This is a genomic window from Bacteroides faecichinchillae JCM 17102 (assembly GCF_000614145.1).
GTDB lineage: Bacteria > Bacteroidota > Bacteroidia > Bacteroidales > Bacteroidaceae > Bacteroides > Bacteroides faecichinchillae.
Genome location: NZ_BAKK01000019.1, coordinates 39,784 through 65,313, shown reverse-complemented (window position 1 = coordinate 65,313; position 25,530 = coordinate 39,784). Strand labels below are relative to the sequence as shown.

Sequence of the window (25,530 nt, the reverse complement as noted above, 5' to 3'; positions counted from 1 at the left end):
GAAATAGATAATCGAATTTATAACAACCAATAAAAGACAAAAAGATTATGAATGCAGCTAAGGTATTAGACGATTTGAAAAGACGGTTTCCCAATGAACCGGAGTATCATCAGGCAGTAGAAGAAGTTCTTTCAACTATTGAAGAAGAATACAACAAACATCCTGAGTTCGACAAAGCAAACTTGATTGAACGTTTGTGTATTCCTGATAGAGTATTCCAGTTCCGCGTAACTTGGGTAGATGATAAAGGTAACGTGCAGACTAACATGGGTTACCGTGTTCAGCACAACAACGCGATTGGCCCATACAAAGGCGGTATCCGTTTCCACTCATCTGTAAACCTTTCAATTCTGAAATTCCTTGCATTTGAGCAGACATTCAAAAACTCATTGACTACATTGCCCATGGGTGGTGGTAAAGGTGGTTCCGACTTCTCTCCACGTGGAAAGTCAAACGCTGAAGTAATGCGTTTCGTACAAGCATTCATGCTGGAATTGTGGCGCCACATTGGTCCTGAAACTGACGTTCCTGCCGGTGATATCGGTGTTGGTGGTCGTGAAGTAGGTTTCATGTTCGGTATGTACAAGAAGTTAGCTCACGAATTTACCGGAACATTCACAGGTAAAGGCCGCGAATTCGGTGGTTCATTGATTCGTCCGGAAGCTACTGGTTACGGTAACATCTATTTCTTGATGGAAATGCTGAAAACTAAGGGCATGGATTTGAAAGGCAAAACTTGTCTGGTATCCGGTTCTGGTAACGTTGCTCAATACACAGTAGAAAAAGTACTCGAATTGGGTGGCAAGGTTGTTACCATGTCCGACTCTGACGGCTATATCTACGATCCGGAAGGTATCGACCGCGAAAAGCTGGATTACATCATGGAACTTAAAAACCTGTATCGTGGACGTATTCGCGAATATGCTGAAAAATATGGTTGCAAATATGTAGAAGGAGCTCGTCCTTGGGGAGAAAAAGCTGATATCGCTCTTCCTTCTGCAACTCAGAACGAAATCAACGGCGACGACGCTAAGAAGTTGATTGCTAACGGTGTGATAGCTGTTTCTGAAGGTGCAAACATGCCTTCTACTCCTGAGGCTATCCGTATATTCCAGGAAGCTCAAATCCTTTACGCTCCGGGTAAAGCTGCAAATGCCGGTGGTGTATCAGTATCTGGTCTGGAAATGACTCAGAACTCAATCAAACTGAGCTGGAGCTCTGAAGAAGTAGACGAAAAACTGAAGAGCATCATGAAGAATATCCATGCAGCTTGTGTTCAATATGGTACAGAAGCTAACGGATATGTAAACTATGTGAAGGGTGCTAACGTAGCCGGCTTCATGAAGGTTGCAAAAGCAATGATGGCACAAGGTATTTTATAATCAGCCGCAATACAAATTTAGTAAGCTATAGTTAATAAATCCCCGTTCTTTCTTTTTAGGAAGGCGGGGATTTTCATATCTCTTATTTCGTTACTTTCTCAAAGCGATAGGGCTGTTGATCGGAAGATTTTCCGGAAGTTTGCTTTTGTGACTGCCCCGGCAGTTGTGTTTGCCCCGTTTTGTAATATTTCATTGCCTCTGGTATTAATTTCTTTATATTGTTGATACGAGATACATCCGAAGGGTGAGTACTCATAAACTCCGGTATTTTTTGTGCTCCCGCTGAAGCCATACGTTGCCAAAAACCTATAGCTGCTTCCGGATTATATCCTGCCATTGCAGCAAACACCAACCTAGATGATCAGCCTCACTTTCATTTTTACGAGAATAGGGCAACATCACTCCATATTGTGCTCCCAATCCGTAAACCTGTTGTGCCAAAACTTGTGTAGCAGTAGATTTGCTAGAAAGCACTCCATTTAATATTTGCCCGCCATAAGAACCACCATTTGCTGGCTCAGCCGTTCAGCAGAATGTTTGGCTACAGCATGACCAACTTCATGCCCCAAGACAATGGCAAGTCCTTCTTCTGTTTGGGTATAAGGTAAAATACCCTCATTAACCACAATCTTTCCACCCGGCATACAGAAAGCATTCGGTTCTTTATCTTGCACCAGATGAAACTCCCAGGCAAAATTCTGAATCTGATCAGCCATACCGTTATTACGCAGATATGTCTCTACTGCATTGGCTATTCGCTTACCTACCCGGACAACCATCGCAGTATTTGCCACATTTGTAGAGGCTTTCGCAGTTTTCATATAATCCTGAAAACTTGAATTACTCAAGCTCATGACTTCAGAATCAGAGACCAGTAGCAGTTGTTTACGTCCTGTCAAAGCGACGCTACTGCATCCGGATAATAACAAAAGCATAGAAACAGCAACAATTCCTTTTTTCATAATTATATTATTATAGTAATACCCTTTTTTCATTAAACAAAAATAGCACTTTTATAATAATGAACAATCAGGAATTTATTTTGATTTAATAGATCCAAAATATTTAGTTCACTTCGGAAACCTTAAGTCTCTGGATATAAAATGATAATCAATTAGAAAAAAGAAGTGCAATAGTCGGTCAAGAGATATTCCGGTAATTGCAAACCTAAATAAAACAGTTATTTATTACAGATATACAACTATTGACAAAGCAACATATTAGAATTAAATAAACCAACTGTTTTTCTAAGAATTCGGAAATATAAAAAAACAGTGTCAACAAAGAATAATTTCACTTACTTTGCTAACACTGTTTAGATTACAACAAATCTTTATTTTTCTATAATCTGTATTTCTTTTACTCCTGTAATAATCAAATTCAATTAGACAAATCCAGATGAATGGAGTAATTCTTAGCCGAAACAATGTCCACTATTTCTTTTGTTAAAGTCATTTCTTCTTCATCTGCATTGTAAGCCGTTACAGTATATTTTAGTTTTCCGTCAGAAGGAATAGCAAAATAATAATACGGAGACAAAGTATCTATATCTGAAATAACAATCGAACGTCCAGTCACAGAAGCTATGGTAACAGATAAATTATGAAAATTCACCTTAAATTCATCTGATACATTAACACAAACTCCTACATTGACTTGTGGAACAACCAAAGAAATACTAGTTATATCTCCTTCCCTTACTTCAAAGGAAGAAATTATTTCATAAACAGGTACACCTATTTGACCATTAACCGCCTCCGATTGATCTGGAGTAAAAGTTTTTAATGTATACTCCCCTACTGGAAGCACAATACGTTTCGATAAATCTTCTCCAGGAGCATAATCCTTTATGATTTCTCCCCCTTGACAGATCTGTAACTGAAGAGATGTATCCACGGCACGAACCAAAGGATGAACCTCTTCATCGCAACTCAAGAAAAGGTTCGAAATAGAAAAATATCCGAAAGACTTATTGGTATAATGTTGCTCTTCACTACAAGATACAAAAGAAAAACTTACCAATAAGAAGATTATAATAATATAAATCTGTTTCATATTTATTTATCGTAATGCAATTCAAAAGAATCGAGCCAAAATTGGCTACCTCTGATATAATAGTTAGAATAGACAGATCCACTTCCTTCCTTAGTAAACTTATCTTCCAAATGATCCTTATCTTCTTTCGTTCCCGCTTTAAATATTATTCTCAAATGAGAGATAGGTAAACGTTCCTGAGTCGGATCATAATCAAAAGACAGAGTTTCTGTTTGATAAGAAGAATAAGCAATGCCGGATTTCAGAAAGGCTTTTCCTATCACTACAACCTTACCATCAGTTATATTCTCCAAATAAGCCTCTACCTGATATTCATCTCCATTGTAGGGAGAGGCTTTATATACAAAAGATAGACTGGTAGGACGGATATATGCCGCTTTACCATAAACAGAATCTTCAGAAGCGCTATATTCTCCCACACAAACAATACCAGCTGAAATGTTATTTATGATACTACCACTTTTGTTCCCAAAACTACAAGAGTTTCCGGCTCCCCACCCTATTGTCATCATGTGTGCTACCGTACTTCCATTATCAGAAATAGGAAGAGTACTCGATTTTGAAACATAAAAAGCATTCACACCGTTAGTATGACAAGTCAATGGATTTCTGGTTCCAATCCATCCACCCTGAAATGTATAAAGCGGATTTTTACTTTTAGGATTGGTAGTATCATACCCATCATCCAAAGAAGCATTGGGTATAGTAAGAGCCTCATATGTCCTTACCTCTGTAACACCACTAGTTAATTCATCACGATACAAAGCCCGTACATAGTATGTTGTTCCGGAAGCAAGTCCCTCTTTACGCAAATCTGAAAGCAAAGGAATCCATGAATTACCATCTGTACTAAATTGATATTGAACGTCAGTTACAATTTTATCAATATTTCCTGTTTTTATATCGGTTGCCATAAGTGGATTAGCCGTTAATTCTTTAGTCCAGATATTGCCCGGATAAACTGATACTGCAAACTCAGGTTTTAAAGTCCTTATTGTATACGTTTTTTCTTCACTCCATCTTCCGTTGGCCTTTACCTTTACACCAATTAGGTTATTTACATCGCCTTCATTCTTTGCCAGTAAGTTAGCAGTCATTGCAGATAAATCCAATACACCCTCTACCATATTCAAAGTTGGCAAAATAATATTCACAGCTTCCAATGAAGTACGTTCGTCTATTGTAAGCGTAGACAATAAATACGTTTTATTCAGTGAAGAAAGCTTCTCATCTTCAAAATTCAAAGTAAACTCAACATCTTCTACCGGACGTACAGCTTTATAGGCAATTTTAGCTGTAGCTGCATCAGCCGTTTCTACATATGTCAATGTATTAGAATCATCAAATCCGATTGCTTCTACTTTAGGCTTTGGTAACCACTCTTGGGGGACAGTTTCATTCACCGTAACCGTTTCAACAGAGGTTCAATCTGTAAATCAAAAATCACACCTGTCATATTGGATGTATCTATATTGAGCGTATACACATAGTTTTTACCTTTCTGCGCCGGCATGATTACAGCAAAGTTCTTGCTATACCCTTTATTATTCTCTATCCACGTTCCTTTCAAATAAAGTTCAACCGTGGAACCTGCCTTGAAATAAGGATTCTCTATATCACCCGGATGCCAAACCACAGATTGGTCACCTACCACTAATTCTATATAATAATCCCTCAAAACTTTCTCAAGTTTATCCTGATTTCCAAATTTGAAAGAAGCTAAAGAATTGCCAACAAAACAAGGAATCGTCAATTCCTTCGTCTTACCGGATTCTATATCAAACGCAATCGTTTTCGACGTATAATAAGGAGCATCCAATGCAAGTTCCGGATTTGTCCCATACGAAGCTACCACTTCATACTGCCCCGCCATAAACAAATGAGGTGCAGAAACGTTAAAAGCAGAAAGAGTATTATCAAAAACAACTTTATCTTTCTCGAGATTTTGCATCTTAATAATAAATTGCCCTGCCGTCTCAACTGATAAATCCGGTAAAGAACGAACTTTTAGAGCTGCTTCTCCATCCGTTAGAGTAATAGACAGATTTCCGCTTTCAGAAATCAATTCCTCCCTCTGACATGAAATCACGAAAAACAAAATGACTAAACAACTTATATGTAAAGCTTTTATCCTTATTCTTCTATTCATATAACAATTCAAATTCATCTACATAAAGAGTACTGCCGTGCCCAACTTGCCCAACGACTTTAGCTCCTTCAAATTCTCCACCGTAACGACTGGATGTAGCTACAATAGTCATGGCAGCAGGACGAGCATTCAAATTCTTATAATCAATATCAATTGTAAATTTAGTATATGATGTTACTTCTACCGAACCAACAAACTCCCCATAAGCAAATTCATTGCCCGCAGTATCCCATAATTTTATATATATATGGCATTGGTCTTTGGTCAAAGTACCCGGAATGCTTCCTCCATTATTTATCGGTTCAGGCTTATACTTATAATATCCCGTCATCTTTGTGGGACGCGCACCCGTATAAGGCCGTCCAAAAGTGACACTGGCAGAAGGTTTCATCATATTCGTTTTATACTTCCCAATAAATAGATTACCTGCTGCAGCACCAACCAAGGTAACTCCGGTAATACTACGTAAACGGGCAGCTTTTCCTTTGTAAGCGTCACTTCCTTCTACCGGAACAGTAATAGGATCATTGCCACCAGCCAAAGAAGAAGTAACACCCTCATTTCCCGTAGCCCAATAGGCTCCGGCAGCTTCATAATCATCAGCAATCGAATTTGCAAACCAGTTCTTTCCACTCTGTATCCAAGTATCGAAGTTTAGATTGGGAACCACTGTTATCTTCTCTGTAGTAAAAGATGCCACACTGCCGGCAGCACCATCTACTAAAATGCGCCACTGATAAACCGTACCGTCCTCCAAACCTGCAATCGTTGCTTTAAAGGAAGTAGCACTTAACATATTTACAGCAGATGCGTCTAACTGACTCCAACTGCTATCCAACGCTTTCTTATATTCAATGATAGGCGTACTCCCAGCTTTCACTCCACCGCTCACAATTGCTTTTTTCGCCCAGATCTCCACCTCTCCAACAGAAGAAGTAGTCTCAGTTTGGACAACATCCACAGTCCACAAACCAAGATATTTTTCTCCGCGATAAACAGCAAACTGTTGCGGACGTCTGAAATCCTTCACACCGCTTGGGTCAGGCACTAATCTCCCATTGCGTCCTCCTTATTCCAATGCGTTAATCTTCACATCTTTCAGCGATTGAGAAGCTGACACATAGATCAAGACAATATGGTTCAGTTCATCTATAACTGGCTGTCCTACCTGATTTTCTACATTTATAGTACGGTTAATCACTTGATTGACCGTAACAGTCCACGGATAATCCTGATAAGTACGTAATAGAATCTTAACCGGATTCGTGAAGTTTATCTTTGTATTGGCATTACTGGGCAAATCACTCAAAGAGGTAAAACTAAAATCAGGAAACTGCTTGGCAGAAGCGCAAACAGCTTCATCCGGAAGAATTTTTGCTTCAGAATTAGCCACCAACTTTGTGACTTTCAATTCTTCCAGTTCCACCAACTCGTCCACAGTAAGTACAACGGTACGTTTGGTTGCATCAATCTTTGTATCCTCAGTCTGCCCTTCTATTTCAAACTCTTGAATTTCACCCGGAATATAGGGATAAGGAATATCATTTTCAATACAAGCTCCCAATAGAAAAGCTAGTAAACCGATGCCCCAAATATGTATTCTCATTTTTTTCCTCATTTGAATTAAAGATAAAAACACATTCCGATATTCAGCGAAAATATATCAATCTTAAAATTCGCAGAACTATTCCTGCGATATCCACTCTCTACCTGATTGGTTTTCTGGTTTATCCATTTAAAATCAAGTCCAACAAGACCGATGGAAACTTCTACTGCTATATTATTTGTTACAAAAGCTGTTAATCCGGGGGCAGAGCCCAACTGCAAGCGATGTATATACTGATATGTACCTGTCAGATCATTCTCTACTCCGGAAGTGTTTTTCCCTTGTCCATAACCATATGACAAACGAAGTTCATTGAAGAAGCCGAAAATTTTGCTGTTTCCCAACCCCATATAGGTACGCAGAAATCCGGAAGCATAGACAGTATGTTCCAAATATTTATAATCTTTTATATCAAAGGTAAGATCGTCTCCCAGATCCAAATCGAGATTGCCGATGTCAATGTAAGAGCGTGAATAATTGAGTCGTGCTCCTGCCGCCATATTATCAGCAAAGAAATATCCAGCATACGGGCTGACTTTGAAATTATATCCGCTTGCTTTGACATTATCCAGAACTAAGAACTTGTAATTGTCATTTGTTTGCTCAGAATAGGAAAAGGAGCAGCCACCCATCCAAGTGCCTTTAGGAACAAAAAGAGAGGATTTTATTTTACGGTCAAATCCCCGTTGTGCGCAGACGGTTGCCACGCACAATAGGGAAATGAAAAAGATGACATATCTTTTCTTCATTCAGTTAATTATTTATAGTATGACAACTCAAACTCATCTATCCAGAGTGTACTACCATTTCCAACCTGCCCTACAACAGCAGAGCCGCTAAAATCTCCACCATAATGACTTGACGTTGCAACAATTGTAATCGTTGCCGGTTTTGCCGTCATATCCGTATAGGTAATATCAAAAGAAAATCTCGTATAAGATGTAACTGTCTCTGTTCCGACAAACTCTCCAAAACCAATCTGGTTACCGGAAGCATCCCACAGTTTTACATAAATATTGCATTCATCGGTAGTCAATGTACCCGGCTTGGAACCTTCGTTAATAGGCTGCGGACTATACTTATAATATCCTGAAAGTGAAACAGGACGAGCTCCCGTATAAGGACGGCCGAACGTAACACTGGCAGAAGGATTAGACATATTCGTTTTATAACTTCCGATAAATAAATTACCAGCAGCAGATTTTACTAAAGTAACCCCTGTTATCGTTCTCAATTTGGCGGCTTTACCCGAATAAGCATCATCTCCTTCTACAAAAACAGTAATTGGATCTTTAGAACCTGCCAAGAAAGAAGTAACACCGGTATTGCCCGTAGCCCAATATGAGTCACTGGCATCTGCGTTTGCAAAATAGTTCTTTCCACTTTGCGACCAGGTATCAAAGTTTAAATTCGGTATTTCCTGATACACCTCGGTAGTGAACATATCGGTAGCTCCTACCTTTGTACCACAAGCAAGGCGATAAACATAGCTCGTTCCGAATTCCAATTCTTCAGTTTTCGCGCTATATACTCCGTTCTCTACTGTTGTACTTACACTTTTCCAAACTCCTTCTGATGATTTTTTATACTGAAAAACAATAGGTTCAGTTTCTCCGGTCAAAGTGGAAGCCCCATACATATAAGCAAACTTACCAAATGCGTTTGAACCTGTCACCTTTAAATTCGGATCGGCATCAGATGTCATAGGAACAGTTATATTTACCTCATACTCATGAGTCGTTTCATCTACTGTAAAATTAAAGCTACCATTACCTTCATTAGTAACATCGTACTTAACCTTATAATAATAACGTTTTTCAGCCTTTTCTGTTATCACTTTATTAAAAGTAAAGGAATTTCCATCGGTATTTATCACTTTCAAAACAGCATTCAAAGATTTCCCAGTACGACAATAAGCAGGACGTGTTTCCTGAGATGTAAAATCTATGCTTCCATATTCATTGGAAACCACACAGTCATATGAAGAGAAAGCATTTTTAAAGTTTTGTGAATAGCTGACAGCTACCATGCTTTGAACCATAGAACAAACAATTTCCACCGAGCGAGAAATGTCTTTCTCTATCTTCACAAGTGTTTCACCGAGATAATAGGGTGCAACCTCAAATCCTTGCTGCGTGGAATCCTTATCCATTGAATATGCCCGCAAAAAATAATTGCCTACAGGAAGCAACAGACTTTCACTTTGTAATAGCGTCCAGTCATCTACGTGCTTCACTACTGTTCCCTCTTGCAAAATGTCCAGTCCCATCTTCTCTACAGCTCTTGCCTGTGGTATTACATTTTTATCTAATCCCACAGAAGAAACCTGAAGATAACCGTAACCATCACTCAAAGAAGTCTCATCCTGACAAGCTATCATAATAGCTAACAAGCACAAAGTAAATGTGCTAAAAATAAATCGTCTCATTATGATTATAGTTTAGGTTATTCTTGCGCTGTTACATTCACTTTCAAATCACCTTGGATATCCGAATTGATACCATCAGATACAGTAATAGTAAAAGTATTCTCACTTGCACCGTACAATCCCAATAAGGACATAAAAGAAGTAACATCAAACGAATAACTTGTTTTATCTTTGATAGGGTCATTAGCATCAATTAATCCTATTCCTTCCTGTGTCTCCAAAGAGCCGGACAATACTCCCAGTAAATCACCCGGATTGGCCAAATCGAATTCACCACCTAAGCCAAAGACTTCTAAAGTCCTCATAAAGCCCTCGTTATCAGAATTAATCCTTACCAACAGCTTCTTAATTCCATTAGGAACCGAGAAATCAACTTTTACAGTAGGAACATCTTCTGACAAAGCTACAAATGAATATGTTTTATCTAAGCCGACAACATTCATTTCTCCTTTATTTGTATCTCCTCCTTCTGAATCTCCTCCGGGATTAAATACAATATTTTCCGTTGGAATCTCCACAGTCGTTCCGGTCTCAGTCCAAGTTAAATCAACGGTAATCCCCAGATTTATCTTCGTCACAGGATCAATGACCGGATTATCTCCCGGATTGATTGTCACTTTAAACGAGTCCCCGTTTTCCAACTTGCTACTATTTTCAGAGTTCTCCGGTTTAGTAATTGTATAAGACTGTGCAATATCCGTACCATCTGTAGAAGTAGTCGCTTTCACACTCATCAATATGCTAGATGCATTTTCCGGTACATTAAAATAGATTTTCTTACCCACGTTCTCCTTTTTAAAAACGTAGTTGCCCGCACCACCGTTCGTAATGGTGATCGTATAATCATCTTTGAAGTATTCTTCGAAACTCTTAGCCAGAATCAGATTCACCTCCACACAACTTAAACGACAAGTAGTATTAACCGTTGTTGTCTTTCCCGGCAATATCTGAAAATCAGTCTGTCCTTTAAAATACGGACGTTCCGAGGCACCTACATTTTCACCATTATAATTGTAAGCCCTCACACGATACTTCCCGGCAGTCAGCTTCACTGAACCTCCCTCTGCTCTTAAATCGCCATAGGAAGTCTCTTTTACCACACCGTCAGTAGATGCATTAACAATTTGAACCGTATAATTTTCCACATTCACTTCCTCGTCAGGAAAAGCTCCACGAGAAGTTATGATATTAGAATAGTCCTGAGCCAATAAATCCAGACTTACTAACCCTTCATTATCATTCAATGCATTTTTCCCTTTCAATTCATCGCGCATTTCACAAGCGCTCAATCCAATCACGAGACTAATTCCCGTCAATATATAGGTAATTTGTTTCATGCTGCAATCTTTTAATTATTAACAGTGATATCCTCGCCCGACATAAACTCATCTGGTAGAGTAACATCTATATTCTCCTCTTGCACTCCATTATCTATTGTTACAGTGATACCACTGATTTTTCCACCCTCAATATCTATCAATTTAGGTTTTACTGTAATAGTCAGAAAATCACGTGGTTTGATGGTCACAGTCTGAGCACCGAAATTAGCAGGCGTAACGGTAATACCATTTTTATCCTTCAAAGCAAAAGTCAAAGAAAGATTTTCGTTACCGACTGCCTTCAAAAACAAATCTTTATCTACATCAGCCTGCGACATCTCAAAAGCTTCCGTCAGATATTGGGTTTTCAATCCCACCGTACAATCAGAATAGAATGTGTAGAAGTCATCAGAATATTTCAGATTCACTTTAACATTTGCCGGAGTACAAGCAAAAGAAACAGTTTTATTATCTCCTTTCACTACCGTAATGGTTTGTGCACCTTCCATATACAGCTTATCATATCCGGCATTTACGTTTTCACCATAATACGCACGTACTGTATAAGTACCGGGAGTCACTTCCTGAGTCAATTCCATTTCGGAATAAAGTTTTGACTGAAGAACATTTCCCGAAGCGTCTTTCAACTCCACCGTATAATTCGCTACATTTTTATACGGGGTCAGATCCATAGCTCGTGCCTTACTCCCTTTTGAAGCATATGACACGTCAGAATTTAAGTCAATCATCATTTTTCCCTTTGCTGCTGAAGCATCGTTCCCCTCACTACTTTCACAAGCGATAAAAAACAAAGAAGAGAAAAACGTGAAGCATAAAATAAAACTTTTCTTCATAATAACCTCTCATTATTTAATATAAAGTTATACACTATATAACTTAACCACTAATATTTTATACAAAACTCAGGCAAATATAATAGTTTTCAATATTTAATAAATAAGCCTTCACCTTTTATTCCTCAAAATCTGAAAATAAGGCCATAAATAGTTTTTAAGATATTAAAAATAGACCATCTATAATGATAATAACAAAAAATTCTGTCTTTCATATGAAAAACAGAACTTTTTTGTCATTACTGGTATTAAAATTAGAACCTACTTATCCTCTCCCGGCATCAATACTATTCCCAATTTTTTCTTGCCATCCATCTTGACGACAATAGGTTTTTCGAAGCGTACATGACGGAGAAACTTCGTCTCTTCCACAGCAGGAAGTCCGTTCAGGAAGTCCTGATTATAGACCCCATCATTCATAAAAGCATTAATTGTGAAATAACCGACACCAAATGAAGTCAGATTCTGGAAGAAATGTGTTCCCTGACTTGGATCTATCCGGTAGTTCGTTAATCCGGCTTCCACAATCACGCGAGCAGCAGAGATGTGAGGCCACTTCACAGGAATGCCCAGCCATGTATCACTGCTTCCCCAGCGTCCCGGACCAACCAACACATAATTTCTTCCTTCATTCAGAAAATTCTGATTCATCTTCTCAATTTCCCATGCAATCGCCTGATTGTTAGAAGCGCTATACCCATCCGTCTTGACATAAACAATATCATAAATCTCATTCATAATACCATGACCTAATGAATTGTCAGAACGGAGAATCACTTCTTCATCTGAAATCAAAGACAGATCTTCATCCAACATCTCTTTGCTGTCCACAATCGGACGAATTTGCAGCAAATAGAAAGTTCCTGTTTTATCCTGGTCGCGACTCAAAGTAGCAGCAAATTCAATTTCAACCGGACGACGCATTTCCTGTTCACTATATTTCAACACAAGTTGCAGAATACGCGCTAATGGGAAAACGTCGTGTTGCAGAATATTTGCAAAAGTAATCACTTTACGTCCACCCGGATACAGACCGTCACGAATAATCTGGTCATATGGATCATAGGTAGAAGCAATGTAACGTAACGAACCATCATTTTCAGCCTCTTTCACATGAAGTTTCAGCAAATTAAAGCCATCGTCTATTGAGAAGTCCTGACCGACATTCTTCAAATCCAACGCATAGAAACGGGTCTGAGTCTCTTTAAGAGCAATTTCCATTTCACTCGTCTGAAGCACCTGATTCGGATGATAAGGAGAGAAACGAAGAGTCATTCCTCCATCCACAATATATTTGCCAAGTCCTAAAGCCAGATTTACAATACCTTCTTCCGCTTTCTCGTCACCCAACGGATAGTAATTCAACGAACGTGCCACTCCCGACATGGAAGGATAGTAACGGTCCCCATACTGATTTCCTACCACCTCCTGCAAGATAACCGCCATCTTTTCCTGATCGATTACATTTGACGTGGCTTGCATATAGGCTTTACTGTCCCGGAAATACACAGAAGCATATACTCCTTTAATCGCATCGGAAAGCATACGGAGCATTTCATACTTATCATCCAAATAAGGAATCATATACGTACTATATATCCCGGCAAAAGGTTGATAATGCGAATCTTCCAACAAAGAAGAAGAACGAATGGCTATGGGAGATTTCACCACATCAAAGAAAGTAAAAAAGTCCTCTACCAAACGGTCTGGCAACTTTGCCTTCAAAAAATATTTCAAGATCAGATCATCATCTGCATCCGACAAAGCTATCTGATACAGATTGTTCGTATCCATAAATTCATCGAACACATCCGTACACAAAACCACCGTTTTCGGAATAGCAATAGACGCATTCTCAAACTCCTCAAACTCAGGATGACGTTTCACCATATTATCGATAAAAGCCAAGCCACGTCCTTTTCCTCCCAGCGAACCGTCACCGATACGGGCAAAGTTTGAATAACGGTCAAAGCGGTCGCGTTTGAAGACGGCCACCACTCCCTGATTCTTCATCTTACGATATTTCACAATGGCTTCGAAGATGATCTTTCGGTGAGCATCTACATCCTGAAGGCTACTCCAGGTGATCGGCTTAAGAAACTCCGCCACAGGAAACATAGCCCGCGAATAAAACCAACGGGAAACGTGATTACGACTGATATGGTATAAAAATGACTCCGCAGGTACAGCAAACAGAATATTTTGGAGTTCCTTCAAGTTCCGTACGCGGGCAATCTCCTCTCCTGTCTCCGGATTACGGAAAACGAAATCACCGAAACCAAAGTTATCTGAAACAATACGGCGCAAATCGACATCCATCTTTTTCGAGTTTTTGTCGATAAAGCTGGCTCCATACTTAGTTGCATACGATAAGTTTTCCGATTCTGAAGACTGAATAATCAAAGGTACAAACGGATCGTTTTTTCGTATTTCGGCACAAAGCTTAATACCTGCCAGACTATCTTTCTCTCCCCGTTCTATTTTTGGGAAACGTACATCAGTGATGACACCTAATATATTATTTTGATATTTCCGATAAATGGCCATTGCTTCCTCATAAGTACGCGCCAACACGATTTTAGGACGTCCACGCATACGAAGGGTACGCTGGTGGGCATTCAGTGCTTCCGTAGAAAACTCCTGGCTCTGCTTCAACACGAACTTATAAAGATTAGGCAATATGGAAGAATAGAAACGGATTCCATCTTCTACCAGAAGGATTAACTGTACACCGACCTCTTGCACATCATGTTCGAGATTCATTTTGTCCTCTATCAACTTAATGATGGAGACTAACAAATCAGTATTACCCAACCAACAGAATACATATTCAAAAGCGCTCAAGTCTTCATTAATAATACGTTTCGTTATACCATGACTGAAAGGAGTCAGGATGACTATCGGAATATGCTCATATTTCTCCTTAATATGGCGACCAATGTCGAAACTATCATTATCTCCTGTACTCGGCATACAAATCACAAGGTCGAACGGCATATTTCCCAACTGCGCCAAAGCCTCCTCTTCAGTAGAAACCTGAGAAAAACGAGGTGGATAACGAAGAGACAAAGAGGTATATTCATTAAAAATCTTCTCGTCAATACGCCCATCATCCTCCAGCATAAACGCGTCATATGGATTTGCTATTAACAGCACATTAAAAATCCGCCGGGTCATCAGATTGGCAAATTGCGTATCTTTGAAATAAAGTTGATTTAATTTATATTTACTGAGCATAAAGGTCTTCTGTCTATTTAGTACATAAACTATCCACAAAATTAGCGAAATTAATTCATACTATAACAGTTGTCATTCATTTCTTTTAGGAAATCCTGCGTTACAAACCTCAGTTGCACACCAAGAGATGAAAAGGTGATCATATTCTTTCCGGATGATTAGACTGAAAGTTCTACATCTTCTACTTCACTTCATATATATCTTTTATACAACTCTTATACTTCTTCCGAACAACTCTCTTACATCTCCCGGATAGTTTTTGTACCCCTCTTCCACTTTTTATCTTCACCATTTATTTGACTGTGTTCTATATATTGCGTAGATTTGTAACTTCAAGTTATATTTCGAACAGACTTTATTCAAATGAAAAAAGTAATTTTATTAATGAGTGGAATCATGGTTATGTCATGCACCCCCCAACAGAAAAAGCTTGTTTACCCTGAAACAGCAAAAGTAGACACAGTAGATGTGTACTTTGGTACACCCGTTCCTGATCCTTATCGTTGGCTAGAAAACGATACCAGTGCCGCTACTACTGTTTGGGTAGAAGCCCAAAACAAAGTGACCAACGAATACCTGAATCAGATTCCCTTTCGTGAGAATCTGCTGAAACGACTCACCGCACTGGCTGACTATGAAAAGATCAGCGCCCCTATTAAAAAACATGGCAAATATTATTTCAGCAAGAATGACGGATTGCAGAATCAAAATGTGTTCTATGTACAAGACTCGCTGAATAGTGAACCGCGTGTTTTCCTTGATCCAAACAAATTATCGGAAGACGGAACTGTTGCCCTCACAGGCCTATACTTTTCACACGATGGCAAATACACTGCCTACAGTATCTCACGTAGTGGTTCAGACTGGTCGGAAATCTATGTAATGGACACAGAAACAGGAAAATTACTTGAAGACCACATCGAATGGGCCAAGTTCTCCGGTGCTTCCTGGCAGGGAGACGGTTTCTATTATAGTGCCTACGACGCTCCTACAAAAGGAAAAGAGTTTTCCAACGTCAATGAAAACCACAAGATTTATTATCATAAGATCGGTGAGCCACAGTCAAAAGACCGACTCATCTACCAAAATCCATCTTACCCCAAGCGTTTTTACAGTGCCAGTGTAAGCGAGGATGAACAAGTTCTCTTCCTCTTTGAATCCGGGGCCGGCAGAGGAAACAACTTATTCATGCGTGATCTGAATAAACCGAATTCTCCCTTTATACCATTGACCACTGATTTCGACTATCAATATTCTCCTATCGAAGTAATCGGCGACAAGATGTACATTTACACTAACTACGGTGCACCGAAAAACCGAATCATGGTGGCCGACATCAACCAACCGGAACTGGAGAACTGGAAAGAACTTGTCCCGGAATCAGAAGCCGTTTTATCAGGAGCCGAAGTAATTGGTGGCAAACTGTTCCTTACCTATGATAAAGATGCCTCCAACCATGCTTATGTTTACGATCTTGACGGTAAGCAATTGCAAGAAATTGAATTACCCTCACTCGGTTCGGTAGGATTCAGTGGAAACAAAGACGATAAAGAATGCTTTTTCGGCTTTACTTCGTTTACCATCCCGGGGCGACCTATAAATACAATATGGACACAAATACCTATGAACTCTACCGCGCTCCCCAAGTACAGTTCAACTCGGATGATTTCATTACAGAACAGATCTTCTTCCCGAGCAAAGACGGTGTAAAAATTCCGATGTTCCTTACTTATAAGAAAGGATTAAAGAAAGACGGTAAAAATCCGGTGTTCCTTTATGGATACGGAGGATTTGGAATCAGCCTCAACCCAAGCTTCAGTGCGATGCGCATTCCATTCCTCGAAAATGGAGGTATCTACGCACAAGTCAATCTACGTGGTGGAAGTGAGTACGGAGAAGACTGGCACGTAGCAGGAACCAAAATGCAAAAACAGAATGTGTTTGATGACTTTATCTCTGCCGCCGAATACCTCATTGACCAAAAATATACCAATAAAGATAAAATCGCCATCGTAGGTGGCTCTAACGGCGGATTGCTGGTTGGAGCTTGTATGACACAACGTCCTGACCTGTTCCGCGTAGCCATTCCACAGGTAGGCGTTATGGATATGCTTCGCTACCATAAATTCACAATCGGATGGAATTGGGCAAGCGATTACGGTACAAGTGAAGAGAGTAAAGAAATGTTTGAATACCTGAAAGGGTACTCTCCGCTACACAACCTGAAACCGGGAACAAAATATCCCGCCACCCTAGTTACTACTGCCGATCACGATGATCGTGTTGTTCCTGCCCATTCCTTTAAGTTTGCCGCTACTCTGCAAGCCGATAATGACGGAACCAATCCAACGCTCATCCGTATTGACAGCAAAGCCGGTCACGGAGCCGGCAAACCAATGGCAAAAGTACTGGAAGAACAAGCAGATATCTACGGCTTTATAATGTATAACTTAGGTATGAGTCCGAACTTCTAAAGAAGAAAGCTTTCTATCTGTAAACCATATCAAGCCTCATCAACTATTTTTCACTCAATAGTTGATGAGGTTGATGATTTTCCACCGAAAATACTATCATTTTATCATTATTTAATCAAAATATAGGGATAGAATGAACCATGATTGAAAAAAATTCCTATATTTGCAGTATACACAGTTTACATTTTATCAGAATAACCTTTTTAAAGCATACTATTATGAACATTCAAAAAATCATGTCCTCTCTGGAGGCCAAACATCCCGGTGAATCAGAGTATCTTCAAGCAGTAAAAGAAGTGCTTCTTTCCATTGAAGATATCTACAATCAACATCCTGAATTTGAGAAGGCCAAGATCATAGAAAGATTGGTGGAACCTGACCGTATTTTCACTTTCCGCGTGACTTGGGTAGACGATAGAGGTGAGGTACAAACAAACCTCGGTTATCGTGTACAATTTAATAATGCAATTGGACCGTACAAAGGCGGTATTCGCTTCCACGCTTCCGTAAACCTCTCCATCCTGAAGTTCCTGGGTTTCGAACAGACTTTCAAGAATGCGTTGACTACTCTGCCTATGGGTGGCGGTAAAGGTGGTTCAGACTTCTCCCCGCGCGGAAAGAGCAATGCTGAAGTGATGCGTTTCTGCCAAGCCTTCATGCTGGAATTGTGGCGTCATCTGGGTCCGGATATGGATGTACCTGCCGGTGATATCGGTGTTGGAGGACGTGAAGTCGGTTATATGTTCGGTATGTACAAAAAGCTGACTCGTGAATTCACTGGAACATTCACCGGAAAAGGATTAGAATTCGGTGGCTCATTAATACGGCCAGAAGCTACCGGTTTCGGTGGATTATACTTTGTCAATCAAATGTTGCAAGCCAAAGGAATCGATATAAAAGATAAAACAGTAGCCATTTCCGGTTTCGGCAACGTAGCCTGGGGAGCCGCAACGAAAGCTACCGAACTGGGTGCAAAAGTGATCACCATCTCCGGTCCGGACGGATACATTTATGACCCGGATGGTATCAGTGGCGAGAAGATTGACTATATGCTCGAATTACGCGCTTCCGGCAATGATATCGTTGCACCATATGCAGAGAAATATCCGAATGCTACCTTCGTTGAAGGTAAGCGTCCATGGGAGGTAAAAGCCGATATTGCATTACCTTGTGCAACTCAAAATGAATTAAATGGAGAAGATGCACAAAATCTGATAAAAAACAACGTACTTTGTGTCGGAGAAATTTCCAACATGGGTTGTACTCCGGAAGCAATTGATTTGTTCATTGAACATAAAACGATGTATGCTCCGGGTAAGGCAGTCAATGCAGGTGGTGTTGCTACCTCCGGTCTGGAAATGTCTCAAAATGCCATGCACCTAAGCTGGAGTGCAGCCGAGGTGGATGAAAAACTCCATGCTATCATGCACGGTATCCATGCACAATGCGTGAAATACGGCACAGAACCCGACGGGTATATTAATTACGTAAAGGGTGCTAATATAGCCGGTTTTATGAAAGTAGCTCACGCAATGATGGGACAAGGCGTTATTTAAAAAAGACTTTGTTTAGTTGTATTTGTATTTGTGGTTTGCGCTGCTCGTCCCCTGTGATAGGACGCGGGTAGCGCTATTTTTTTGAAATTCATATTATTTTCAGTTGAAATAATTACCTTTGTACTCTCACAGGTGTTATATCTAATATCTGTAAAGATCAAAATAGAAAACAATAAATTGAAAATAATTCTATGCTACAACCTGAATTAAAACTCCGCCGCGACAAAATTCGCAGTTTAATGGCGCAACAAGGTATTGAAGCTGCGCTTATCACTTGCAATGCTAATTTGATTTATACCTATGGATGTGTAGTTAGCGGATATCTTTATTTACCCCTCCACTCACCGGCACTACTCTTTTTCAAACGCCCGAACAACATTACAGGAGAGCACTCCTTCTTTATCCGTAAACCGGAACAGATTACTGAGTTATTGAAAGAACAAGGACTGCCAGTGCCAACTAAATTAATGCTGGAAGGTGATGAACTTCCTTATACGGAATATGTACGTTTAGCTGGCTTATTCCCAGACACAGAAGTAGTAAACGGAACCCCACTCATTCGCCAAGCTCGTAGCATAAAGACCTCCATCGAAATAGAAATGATACGCCGTTCCGGAATGGCTCATAGCAAAGCTTACGAACAGATACCAAGTGTATACCGTCCCGGAATGACCGATATCGAGTTTTCTATTGAAATAGAACGTCTGATGCGTCTGCAAGGAAATCTGGGCATTTTTCGCGTCTTCGGCCGTAGCATGGAAATCTTCATGGGCAGTGTACTGACAAGTGACAATGCCGGTTATCCATCACCTTACGACTTTGCATTAGGTGGACAAGGTCTTGATCCGGCTCTCCCGGGCGGTGCCAACAAGACTCCATTAAAAGAAGGGCAAAGTGTCATGGTAGACTTAGGAGGAAACTTTAACGGCTACATGGGTGACATGAGCCGCGTATTTTCCATTGGCAAACTATCTGAGGAAGCTTATGCAGCACATCAAGTTTGTTTAGAGATTCAAGAAAAGATTAGCTCAATTGCACGTCCGGGCATAGCCTGCGAAAATCTCTATAATACGGCTGTCGAGATAGCAACGAAAGCTGGATTCGCGGATAAATTCATGGGAACTAACCAACAAGCTAAATTCATCGGCCATGGTATCGGGTTAGAAATCAACGAGGTCCCCGTTTTGGCTCTACGCATGAAACAGGAATTAGAAACGGGGATGGTGTTTGCCCTGGAACCTAAAATCGTTATTCCGAGTGTAGGACCTGTCGGAATAGAAAACACATGGGTAGTAACCAATGAAGGAATAGAAAAGCTGACAAACTGTAACGAAGAAATTATCGATTTGGAAGCCTTTTACAAACAGGAAGAATAAAAATCAGACCCCATTCGGGTTACAATTACAAAAAGGAATACTTAAAAAGAAACTGTTGCAAAACAGTATTCCGGAAGTGAATATTATATAGATAAAACCTCTTAGAGAATCCCCTTATTTTCCCTTTATATAAAATAAAGCTGAAATAAGGGGATTACTATATCCAGACTTAAGATTATAAATGAAATTACCTATAAAAGATACCGAACATATATTCTCCCCAAGAAATAGCTCAAAATTTATCTATTCTACTTTTGAAGAAGTCTGTGAAGGAACTAATCCCATCTTCTTTGCCCGCTCCAACATAAATGTATACGCCGCCTCATATTCATTGGGAATAACTCCATCTAAGATAGCATCTTTAATAGCACTTTTCAAAGCACCTACCTCGCGACAAGGGTGTAAATCGAAAATCTCCATAATTTCTTCTCCGCTTACAGGTGGCTGGAAGTTACGGATACGATCTTTCTCTTCCAGATCCTTCAATTTTTGACGTACCAATTGAAAGTTATTCAGGAAACGCTGTTTGCGCTCCATATTCTTAGAGGTAATATCTGCTTCGCAAAGCATCATCAGATCATCAATATCATCCCCAGCCTCAAAAAGTAACCGCCGCACAGCCGAGTCGGATACTACATCATCCGCAATTACAATAGGGCGCATATGCAGGCTCACCATCTTCTGAACGTACTTCATCTTTTCATTCATTGGCAACTTCATCTTACGGAAGATATTCGGAATCATCTTCTCACCAATAAAATTGTGATTGTGGAAAGTCCAACCGACTTTAGATTCCCAGCGTTTGGTTGCCGGCTTAGCTATATCATGCAGTAAGGCCGACCAACGCAACCATAAGTTGTCTGTTTTCTTACTTATATTATCAAGTACCTCTAATGTATGGTAGAAGTTATCTTTGTGTGCCTTCCCATTTCGAGTTTCCACTCCTTGCAAAGCAGCCAATTCGGGGAAAATCAACGGTAACAGTCCACTTCGTTCCAACTCAACAAATCCTTTTGACGGAACAGATGACAAGATGATCTTATTCAACTCGTCTGCGATCCGTTCCCGGGAAATAATCTCGATCCGTTCTTTATTTCGGCAAAGTGAATCAAAAGTAGCATCATCAATATAGAAATTCAGCTGAGTGGCGAAACGTATACAACGCATCATGCGCAACGGGTCATCGCTGAATGTAATATCAGGATCAAGCGGCGTACGGATAGTCTTTTCCTTCATGTCCGCCATGCCACCGAAAGGATCAACTAACTCACCAAAGCGGCATTTATTAAGACAGACAGCCAATGCATTAATTGTGAAATCCCGACGATTCTGGTCATCCTCCAGTGTACCATCTTCAACGATTGGTTTTCGTGAATCACGTTGATAGGATTCCTTGCGTGCACCCACAAATTCCACTTCCGTTCCTTTATATTTTACTTGTGCCGTACCGAAATTCTTAAATACAGAAACATGCGCCCCACGTCCCAGATGTTTCCCCAACGTTTCCGCCATAGCATTCCACTACCCACCACTACTACATCTATATCTTTAGAGGGACGTTGCAGAAAAATGTCACGAACATAACCGCCAACCACATAACATTCCAATCCGAGCGCATCAGCAGTTTCAGCAATTTGGCCGAAAATAGGTTCGCTAAAATACTGCTTCAATTCCTCCTGAGTCAATTCAATCATTCTTTCAATTATCAGTTATCAACTATCAGCTATCAACTTAATAAGTTTTAAAGCTGCAAAAGTACAAAAATAAGGGATAATATTTGTATTTTTGCCACCAGAATCATCGAGATTCAGCATTATTCAAATAGAAACAGTACAGTTTTATAAAACGAATAACAGGATGAAAAAACTGATTACCCTTTGTTGCGGTGCATTCCTATTGACTGCGTGCGGAAACGGCATCGAAAAGAAAGCCAATGAAAAACTGACAGCAGCTCGCACAGCTTACGAACAAGGCAACTACGAAGAAGCCAAGTTACAAATCGACAGTATTAAAATACTGTATCCTAAAGCATTTGAAACTCGTAAGGCCGGTCAGGCTTTGATGTTGGACGTGGAACTTAAAGTACAACAACAAAAATTAGATAGTCTGAACAGCGCACTTCAGGCCAAACAACAAGCATTTGATGCTATTAAAAATCAATACATCCTAGAAAAAGATACTGCCTATCAGCAAATGGGTAATTATCTCTGGCCAACCCAAACTGTTGAAAAGAACTTGCACCGTTCTTTTCTTCGTTTTCAAGTGAATGAACAGGGTATTATGAGCATGACTTCTATTTATTGTGGAGGTAACAACATCCATCACACAGCTGTCAAAGTATCTGTTTCTGACGGAACATCTGCTGAATCTCCCAGATCCAGAGACAGTTATGAAACTACCGATCTGGACGAGAAAATAGAAAAAGCTGATTATAAGCTAGGAGAAGACGGGGGAGTTATCGATTTCGTAAACCTCAATAAAGACAAAAATATCCGCTTAGAATATATCGGTGACCGTAAATACACGACCACTATGACTCCGGCAGACCGACAAGCAGCAGTTGGGATTTATGAATTGGCACAAATTCTTTCCAGTATGACTCAAATTAAGAAAGAACAAGAAGAAGCCAACTTAAAAATCGGATTCATCAATAAGAAAAAAGAAATTAACGCACAGAAAGCTGCAGCAGAGAAATAATCAATACAACAAGCTACCGCTATAAACTAAAAACTAAACGAACTAATTTAGATTGAGTAAGTTAGATATAAATATAAAGCCGACTCTTCATTAAGTTTTGAGTCAGCTTTACTTATCTTGGCACAACAATCCTTTTTTCAACTGAAACCAGCCAATAACAGAATCTGTGAATATCTCATTATATCTCTATCATAATAACTCAAGTTATCTCACAAACTTATCTAAAAACCGGAATAAGAGATGATACAGATGGAGCCAAATCCTTTACATAAGGCCAACCATCATCAGTCCAATGTAAACGGTCAAGTAATACCACCCGTCCATTATCGGCTTCCAACTTTTTATATCCATGATAAATCAACCATTCAACCCCGTCATCATCTACTTGTATAATTGAGTTATGACCGGGACCAGCCCATACAGAATTGCCCTTCAATACAACTTCATACTTATCATAAAGCATATCACCACCGGTTTTATTCAAATAAGGACCTAATACATTCTTAGAACGTCCCACCACTGTAGTGTATGAACTTTTTGCACCTTCACAGCAGCTTCCTATAGAAGCGAAGAGGTAATAATACTCTCCCTTCTTATAAATATTAGTAGCTTCAAAATAATTTCCACAGATACGTTTTTTTAATACCGGAGTACCATCTGCATTCATCTTTACACGCAAACCGTCATCAGTAAGCTCCGTTACGTAAATCCCCCGGAAACTTCCCCAGAACATATATTTCTTTCCACCGTCCTCGTAAAAGAACTGATCTATAGAGTTCTGTACTCCCATATCCTGTGCATCTATCACACATCCTTTATCGATAAATGGACCAGTTGGCGAGTCAGATACGGCTACTCCTACATTACTGTTCCACTCATCCCCCCATTTAGCCCAAGAATAGTAAAGCACATAGCGTCCGTCAAAGTGACGAATTTCCGGTGCCCACAGACTATGCTCACCTTCCCAGATAGGACGCGTTTCGTTAGTAAACGCTGTCCCCATATATTCCCAGCTCACCATGTCTTTTGAGCGATATATAGGCATGTTACGTGTGTCTTCTGTACCATACAGATAGAAATATCCATCATCTGTATGAATAACTGTCGGGTCCGGAGCACTGAAAGCAATGATCGGATTATTATACGAACGGCTTACTAAACAATAAAGAATACCGTTGTCACACATCACAACATTTGAGGAAGGTGTCGATAATTTTAATGGTAAAAGATAGTATTTTACTTCCATTTTGTTTCTGTCAATAACCACAGTCGTTTCCGCCTTGGTATCATTGATATTATAATGCACCTTCTCGGTAAGGTCATATGCCCCACTAGGTAATAACTCATAATCAGTTTTATTAGATTGATTGTAGGTGGTAACTAGTTCCGATGCATTTTCCGGAACAACCAATTCACTTGTGAAATCCCATTGACTCCCCGAAGCCTTCCCGTCAATTTTATAATTCAAAACTGTACCTACATTAAAACTAGTGCTTTCTTCTTGTACAAACACTGTTTTTTCATAGAAAGCAAACTTCAACATCGGAGCTTCTAACGAAATATATAGAAGTAAATCCTGGCGGTTTGCCTTTACTTCGACATCTTCACTTTCCAGTCGCAACGGAATCACATACTCAGCTTTAGTGTTTTCTCCTATAACCTTCAATAACTTTTCAGGAATTAGCTTTACATCAAAATTCAGAGACTTTTGTTCTTTAGTAAAAGTTTGTCTCTCCGGAGTTACCGAGTACAAATCAGAAGCTATAGATACATAAGAAGTTCCTTTATTCTTATTGTACGCCGTTAATTCTTCTTCCGTCCATGCACTTATTTTCACATTCCCTTCAAATGCCGTATTATTACCTCCTTTAAAAACTGATAAAGAATAGACAAATTCTTCTTTCTGAATGGAAACCTTGATTATTTCTACACCATATTTTTTCAAATATACATAAGAAGTTTTTGAGTCCTCATTGTTATTTGTCTGAGAAACATCATCCTCTTTACCGCAAGCTGTAGCTAATAAGAAAACAGCTAACATACAAAGACTTTTCGTCAATACTTTTTTCATTGTTCTACATTTCATGTTTTTCATTTTAATTAAATTAGTCTAAGTTCTATATTAAAAGACTTGTTATCTAAATTCAAAGTTAAAAAAATATTCTATCATATAGATATTATTTTTCAATTATTTTCATATTAGCATAAAAGAAAAAGTTTGTATCTATAGATTATGAATTTCTCAACTAAGGTTACTTTTTTACTTAACCCTTCTGTTTAACTGATTATTCGCCTTTTCCGGCTTAGATTTACCTACTCTCTTTCCCGTAACTATCTTTTTCCCCTTCCCGGACTTTGCCTTTTCTGCAAAAGGATTGTTATTCTTTTTAATACTCA

15 protein-coding genes and 3 pseudogenes are annotated in these 25,530 nt (G+C 39.5%); 5 read left to right on the top strand and 13 right to left on the bottom strand.

Annotated elements, in window-relative coordinates; all coding sequences use genetic code 11:
* The first annotated feature begins 47 nt into the window (after window positions 1-47).
* The gene (locus tag JCM17102_RS11190; protein ID WP_025075175.1) at window positions 48-1,382 is read left to right on the top strand and encodes an NADP-specific glutamate dehydrogenase; all 1,335 of its coding nucleotides are present in this window, start codon (window positions 48-50) and stop codon (window positions 1,380-1,382) included.
* Window positions 1,383-1,464: 82 nt separating this feature from the next.
* Here JCM17102_RS11190 and JCM17102_RS31655 read toward each other — a convergent pair.
* The 11 genes and pseudogenes from JCM17102_RS31655 to JCM17102_RS11145 form a co-directional block, all read right to left on the bottom strand.
* Window positions 1,465-2,344 (bottom strand): annotated as a pseudogene (locus tag JCM17102_RS31655) (M48 family metallopeptidase).
* Window positions 2,345-2,762: 418 nt separating this feature from the next.
* Window positions 2,763-3,437: a DUF4493 domain-containing protein gene (locus tag JCM17102_RS11180; protein ID WP_025075174.1), complete on the bottom strand. Its 675-nt coding sequence runs from the start codon at window positions 3,435-3,437 to the stop codon at window positions 2,763-2,765.
* Between the two features lie 2 nt (window positions 3,438-3,439).
* Entirely contained in the window at window positions 3,440-4,840 is a 1,401-nt protein-coding gene (locus tag JCM17102_RS27295; protein ID WP_275564387.1) for a hypothetical protein, read from the bottom strand.
* Window positions 4,837-5,586 (bottom strand): DUF4493 domain-containing protein, encoded by a 750-nt coding sequence (locus JCM17102_RS31650; protein ID WP_275564386.1) that lies wholly within the window; start codon window positions 5,584-5,586, stop codon window positions 4,837-4,839. The genes JCM17102_RS27295 and JCM17102_RS31650 overlap by 4 nt, the downstream gene beginning before the upstream one ends.
* Entirely contained in the window at window positions 5,579-6,616 is a 1,038-nt protein-coding gene (locus tag JCM17102_RS31645) for a PCMD domain-containing protein (protein WP_245798542.1), read from the bottom strand. The genes JCM17102_RS31650 and JCM17102_RS31645 overlap by 8 nt, the downstream gene beginning before the upstream one ends.
* 39 nt (window positions 6,617-6,655) lie before the next feature.
* Window positions 6,656-7,192, bottom strand: coding sequence for a hypothetical protein (locus JCM17102_RS31640; protein ID WP_245798544.1), 537 nt, complete (start codon window positions 7,190-7,192; stop codon window positions 6,656-6,658).
* 17 nt (window positions 7,193-7,209) lie between these two features.
* Window positions 7,210-7,941 (bottom strand): hypothetical protein, encoded by a 732-nt coding sequence (locus JCM17102_RS11165; protein ID WP_025075173.1) that lies wholly within the window; start codon window positions 7,939-7,941, stop codon window positions 7,210-7,212.
* A gap of 8 nt (window positions 7,942-7,949) precedes the next feature.
* A complete protein-coding gene (locus tag JCM17102_RS11160; RefSeq protein ID WP_025075172.1) occupies window positions 7,950-9,620 on the bottom strand; it encodes a DUF4493 domain-containing protein in 1,671 nt (556 codons plus the stop codon).
* Window positions 9,621-9,637: 17 nt separating this feature from the next.
* Window positions 9,638-10,957: a DUF4493 domain-containing protein gene (locus JCM17102_RS11155; RefSeq protein WP_025075171.1), complete on the bottom strand. Its 1,320-nt coding sequence runs from the start codon at window positions 10,955-10,957 to the stop codon at window positions 9,638-9,640.
* 11 nt (window positions 10,958-10,968) lie between these two features.
* Window positions 10,969-11,793 (bottom strand): DUF4493 domain-containing protein, encoded by an 825-nt coding sequence (locus JCM17102_RS11150; protein ID WP_025075170.1) that lies wholly within the window; start codon window positions 11,791-11,793, stop codon window positions 10,969-10,971.
* 261 nt (window positions 11,794-12,054) lie between these two features.
* A complete protein-coding gene (locus JCM17102_RS11145; RefSeq protein WP_025075169.1) occupies window positions 12,055-15,030 on the bottom strand; it encodes a PEP/pyruvate-binding domain-containing protein in 2,976 nt (991 codons plus the stop codon).
* A gap of 363 nt (window positions 15,031-15,393) precedes the next feature.
* Between JCM17102_RS11145 and JCM17102_RS27285 the strand changes: the two are divergent.
* From JCM17102_RS27285 to JCM17102_RS11130, 3 genes and pseudogenes are all read left to right on the top strand, one after another.
* Window positions 15,394-17,504, top strand: a pseudogene (locus tag JCM17102_RS27285) (prolyl oligopeptidase family serine peptidase).
* Between the two features lie 218 nt (window positions 17,505-17,722).
* Entirely contained in the window at window positions 17,723-19,060 is a 1,338-nt protein-coding gene (gene gdhA / locus JCM17102_RS11135; protein ID WP_025075168.1) for an NADP-specific glutamate dehydrogenase, read from the top strand.
* A gap of 191 nt (window positions 19,061-19,251) precedes the next feature.
* On the top strand, window positions 19,252-20,436 hold the full coding sequence (locus tag JCM17102_RS11130; RefSeq protein ID WP_025075167.1) for a M24 family metallopeptidase: 1,185 nt from the start codon (window positions 19,252-19,254) through the stop codon (window positions 20,434-20,436).
* 243 nt (window positions 20,437-20,679) lie between these two features.
* On the opposite strand, the pseudogene JCM17102_RS27280 reads toward JCM17102_RS11130, so the two are convergent.
* Window positions 20,680-22,130 (bottom strand): annotated as a pseudogene (locus JCM17102_RS27280) (CCA tRNA nucleotidyltransferase).
* Window positions 22,131-22,293: 163 nt separating this feature from the next.
* On the opposite strand from JCM17102_RS27280, the gene JCM17102_RS11115 reads away from it, so the two are divergent.
* On the top strand, window positions 22,294-23,133 hold the full coding sequence (locus JCM17102_RS11115; protein ID WP_025075166.1) for an outer membrane protein assembly factor BamD: 840 nt from the start codon (window positions 22,294-22,296) through the stop codon (window positions 23,131-23,133).
* Between the two features lie 217 nt (window positions 23,134-23,350).
* Here the strand turns inward: JCM17102_RS11115 and JCM17102_RS11110 are convergent, their stop codons facing one another.
* A complete protein-coding gene (locus tag JCM17102_RS11110) occupies window positions 23,351-25,204 on the bottom strand; it encodes a family 43 glycosylhydrolase (RefSeq protein WP_159106329.1) in 1,854 nt (617 codons plus the stop codon).
* Window positions 25,205-25,530 lie beyond the last annotated feature (326 nt).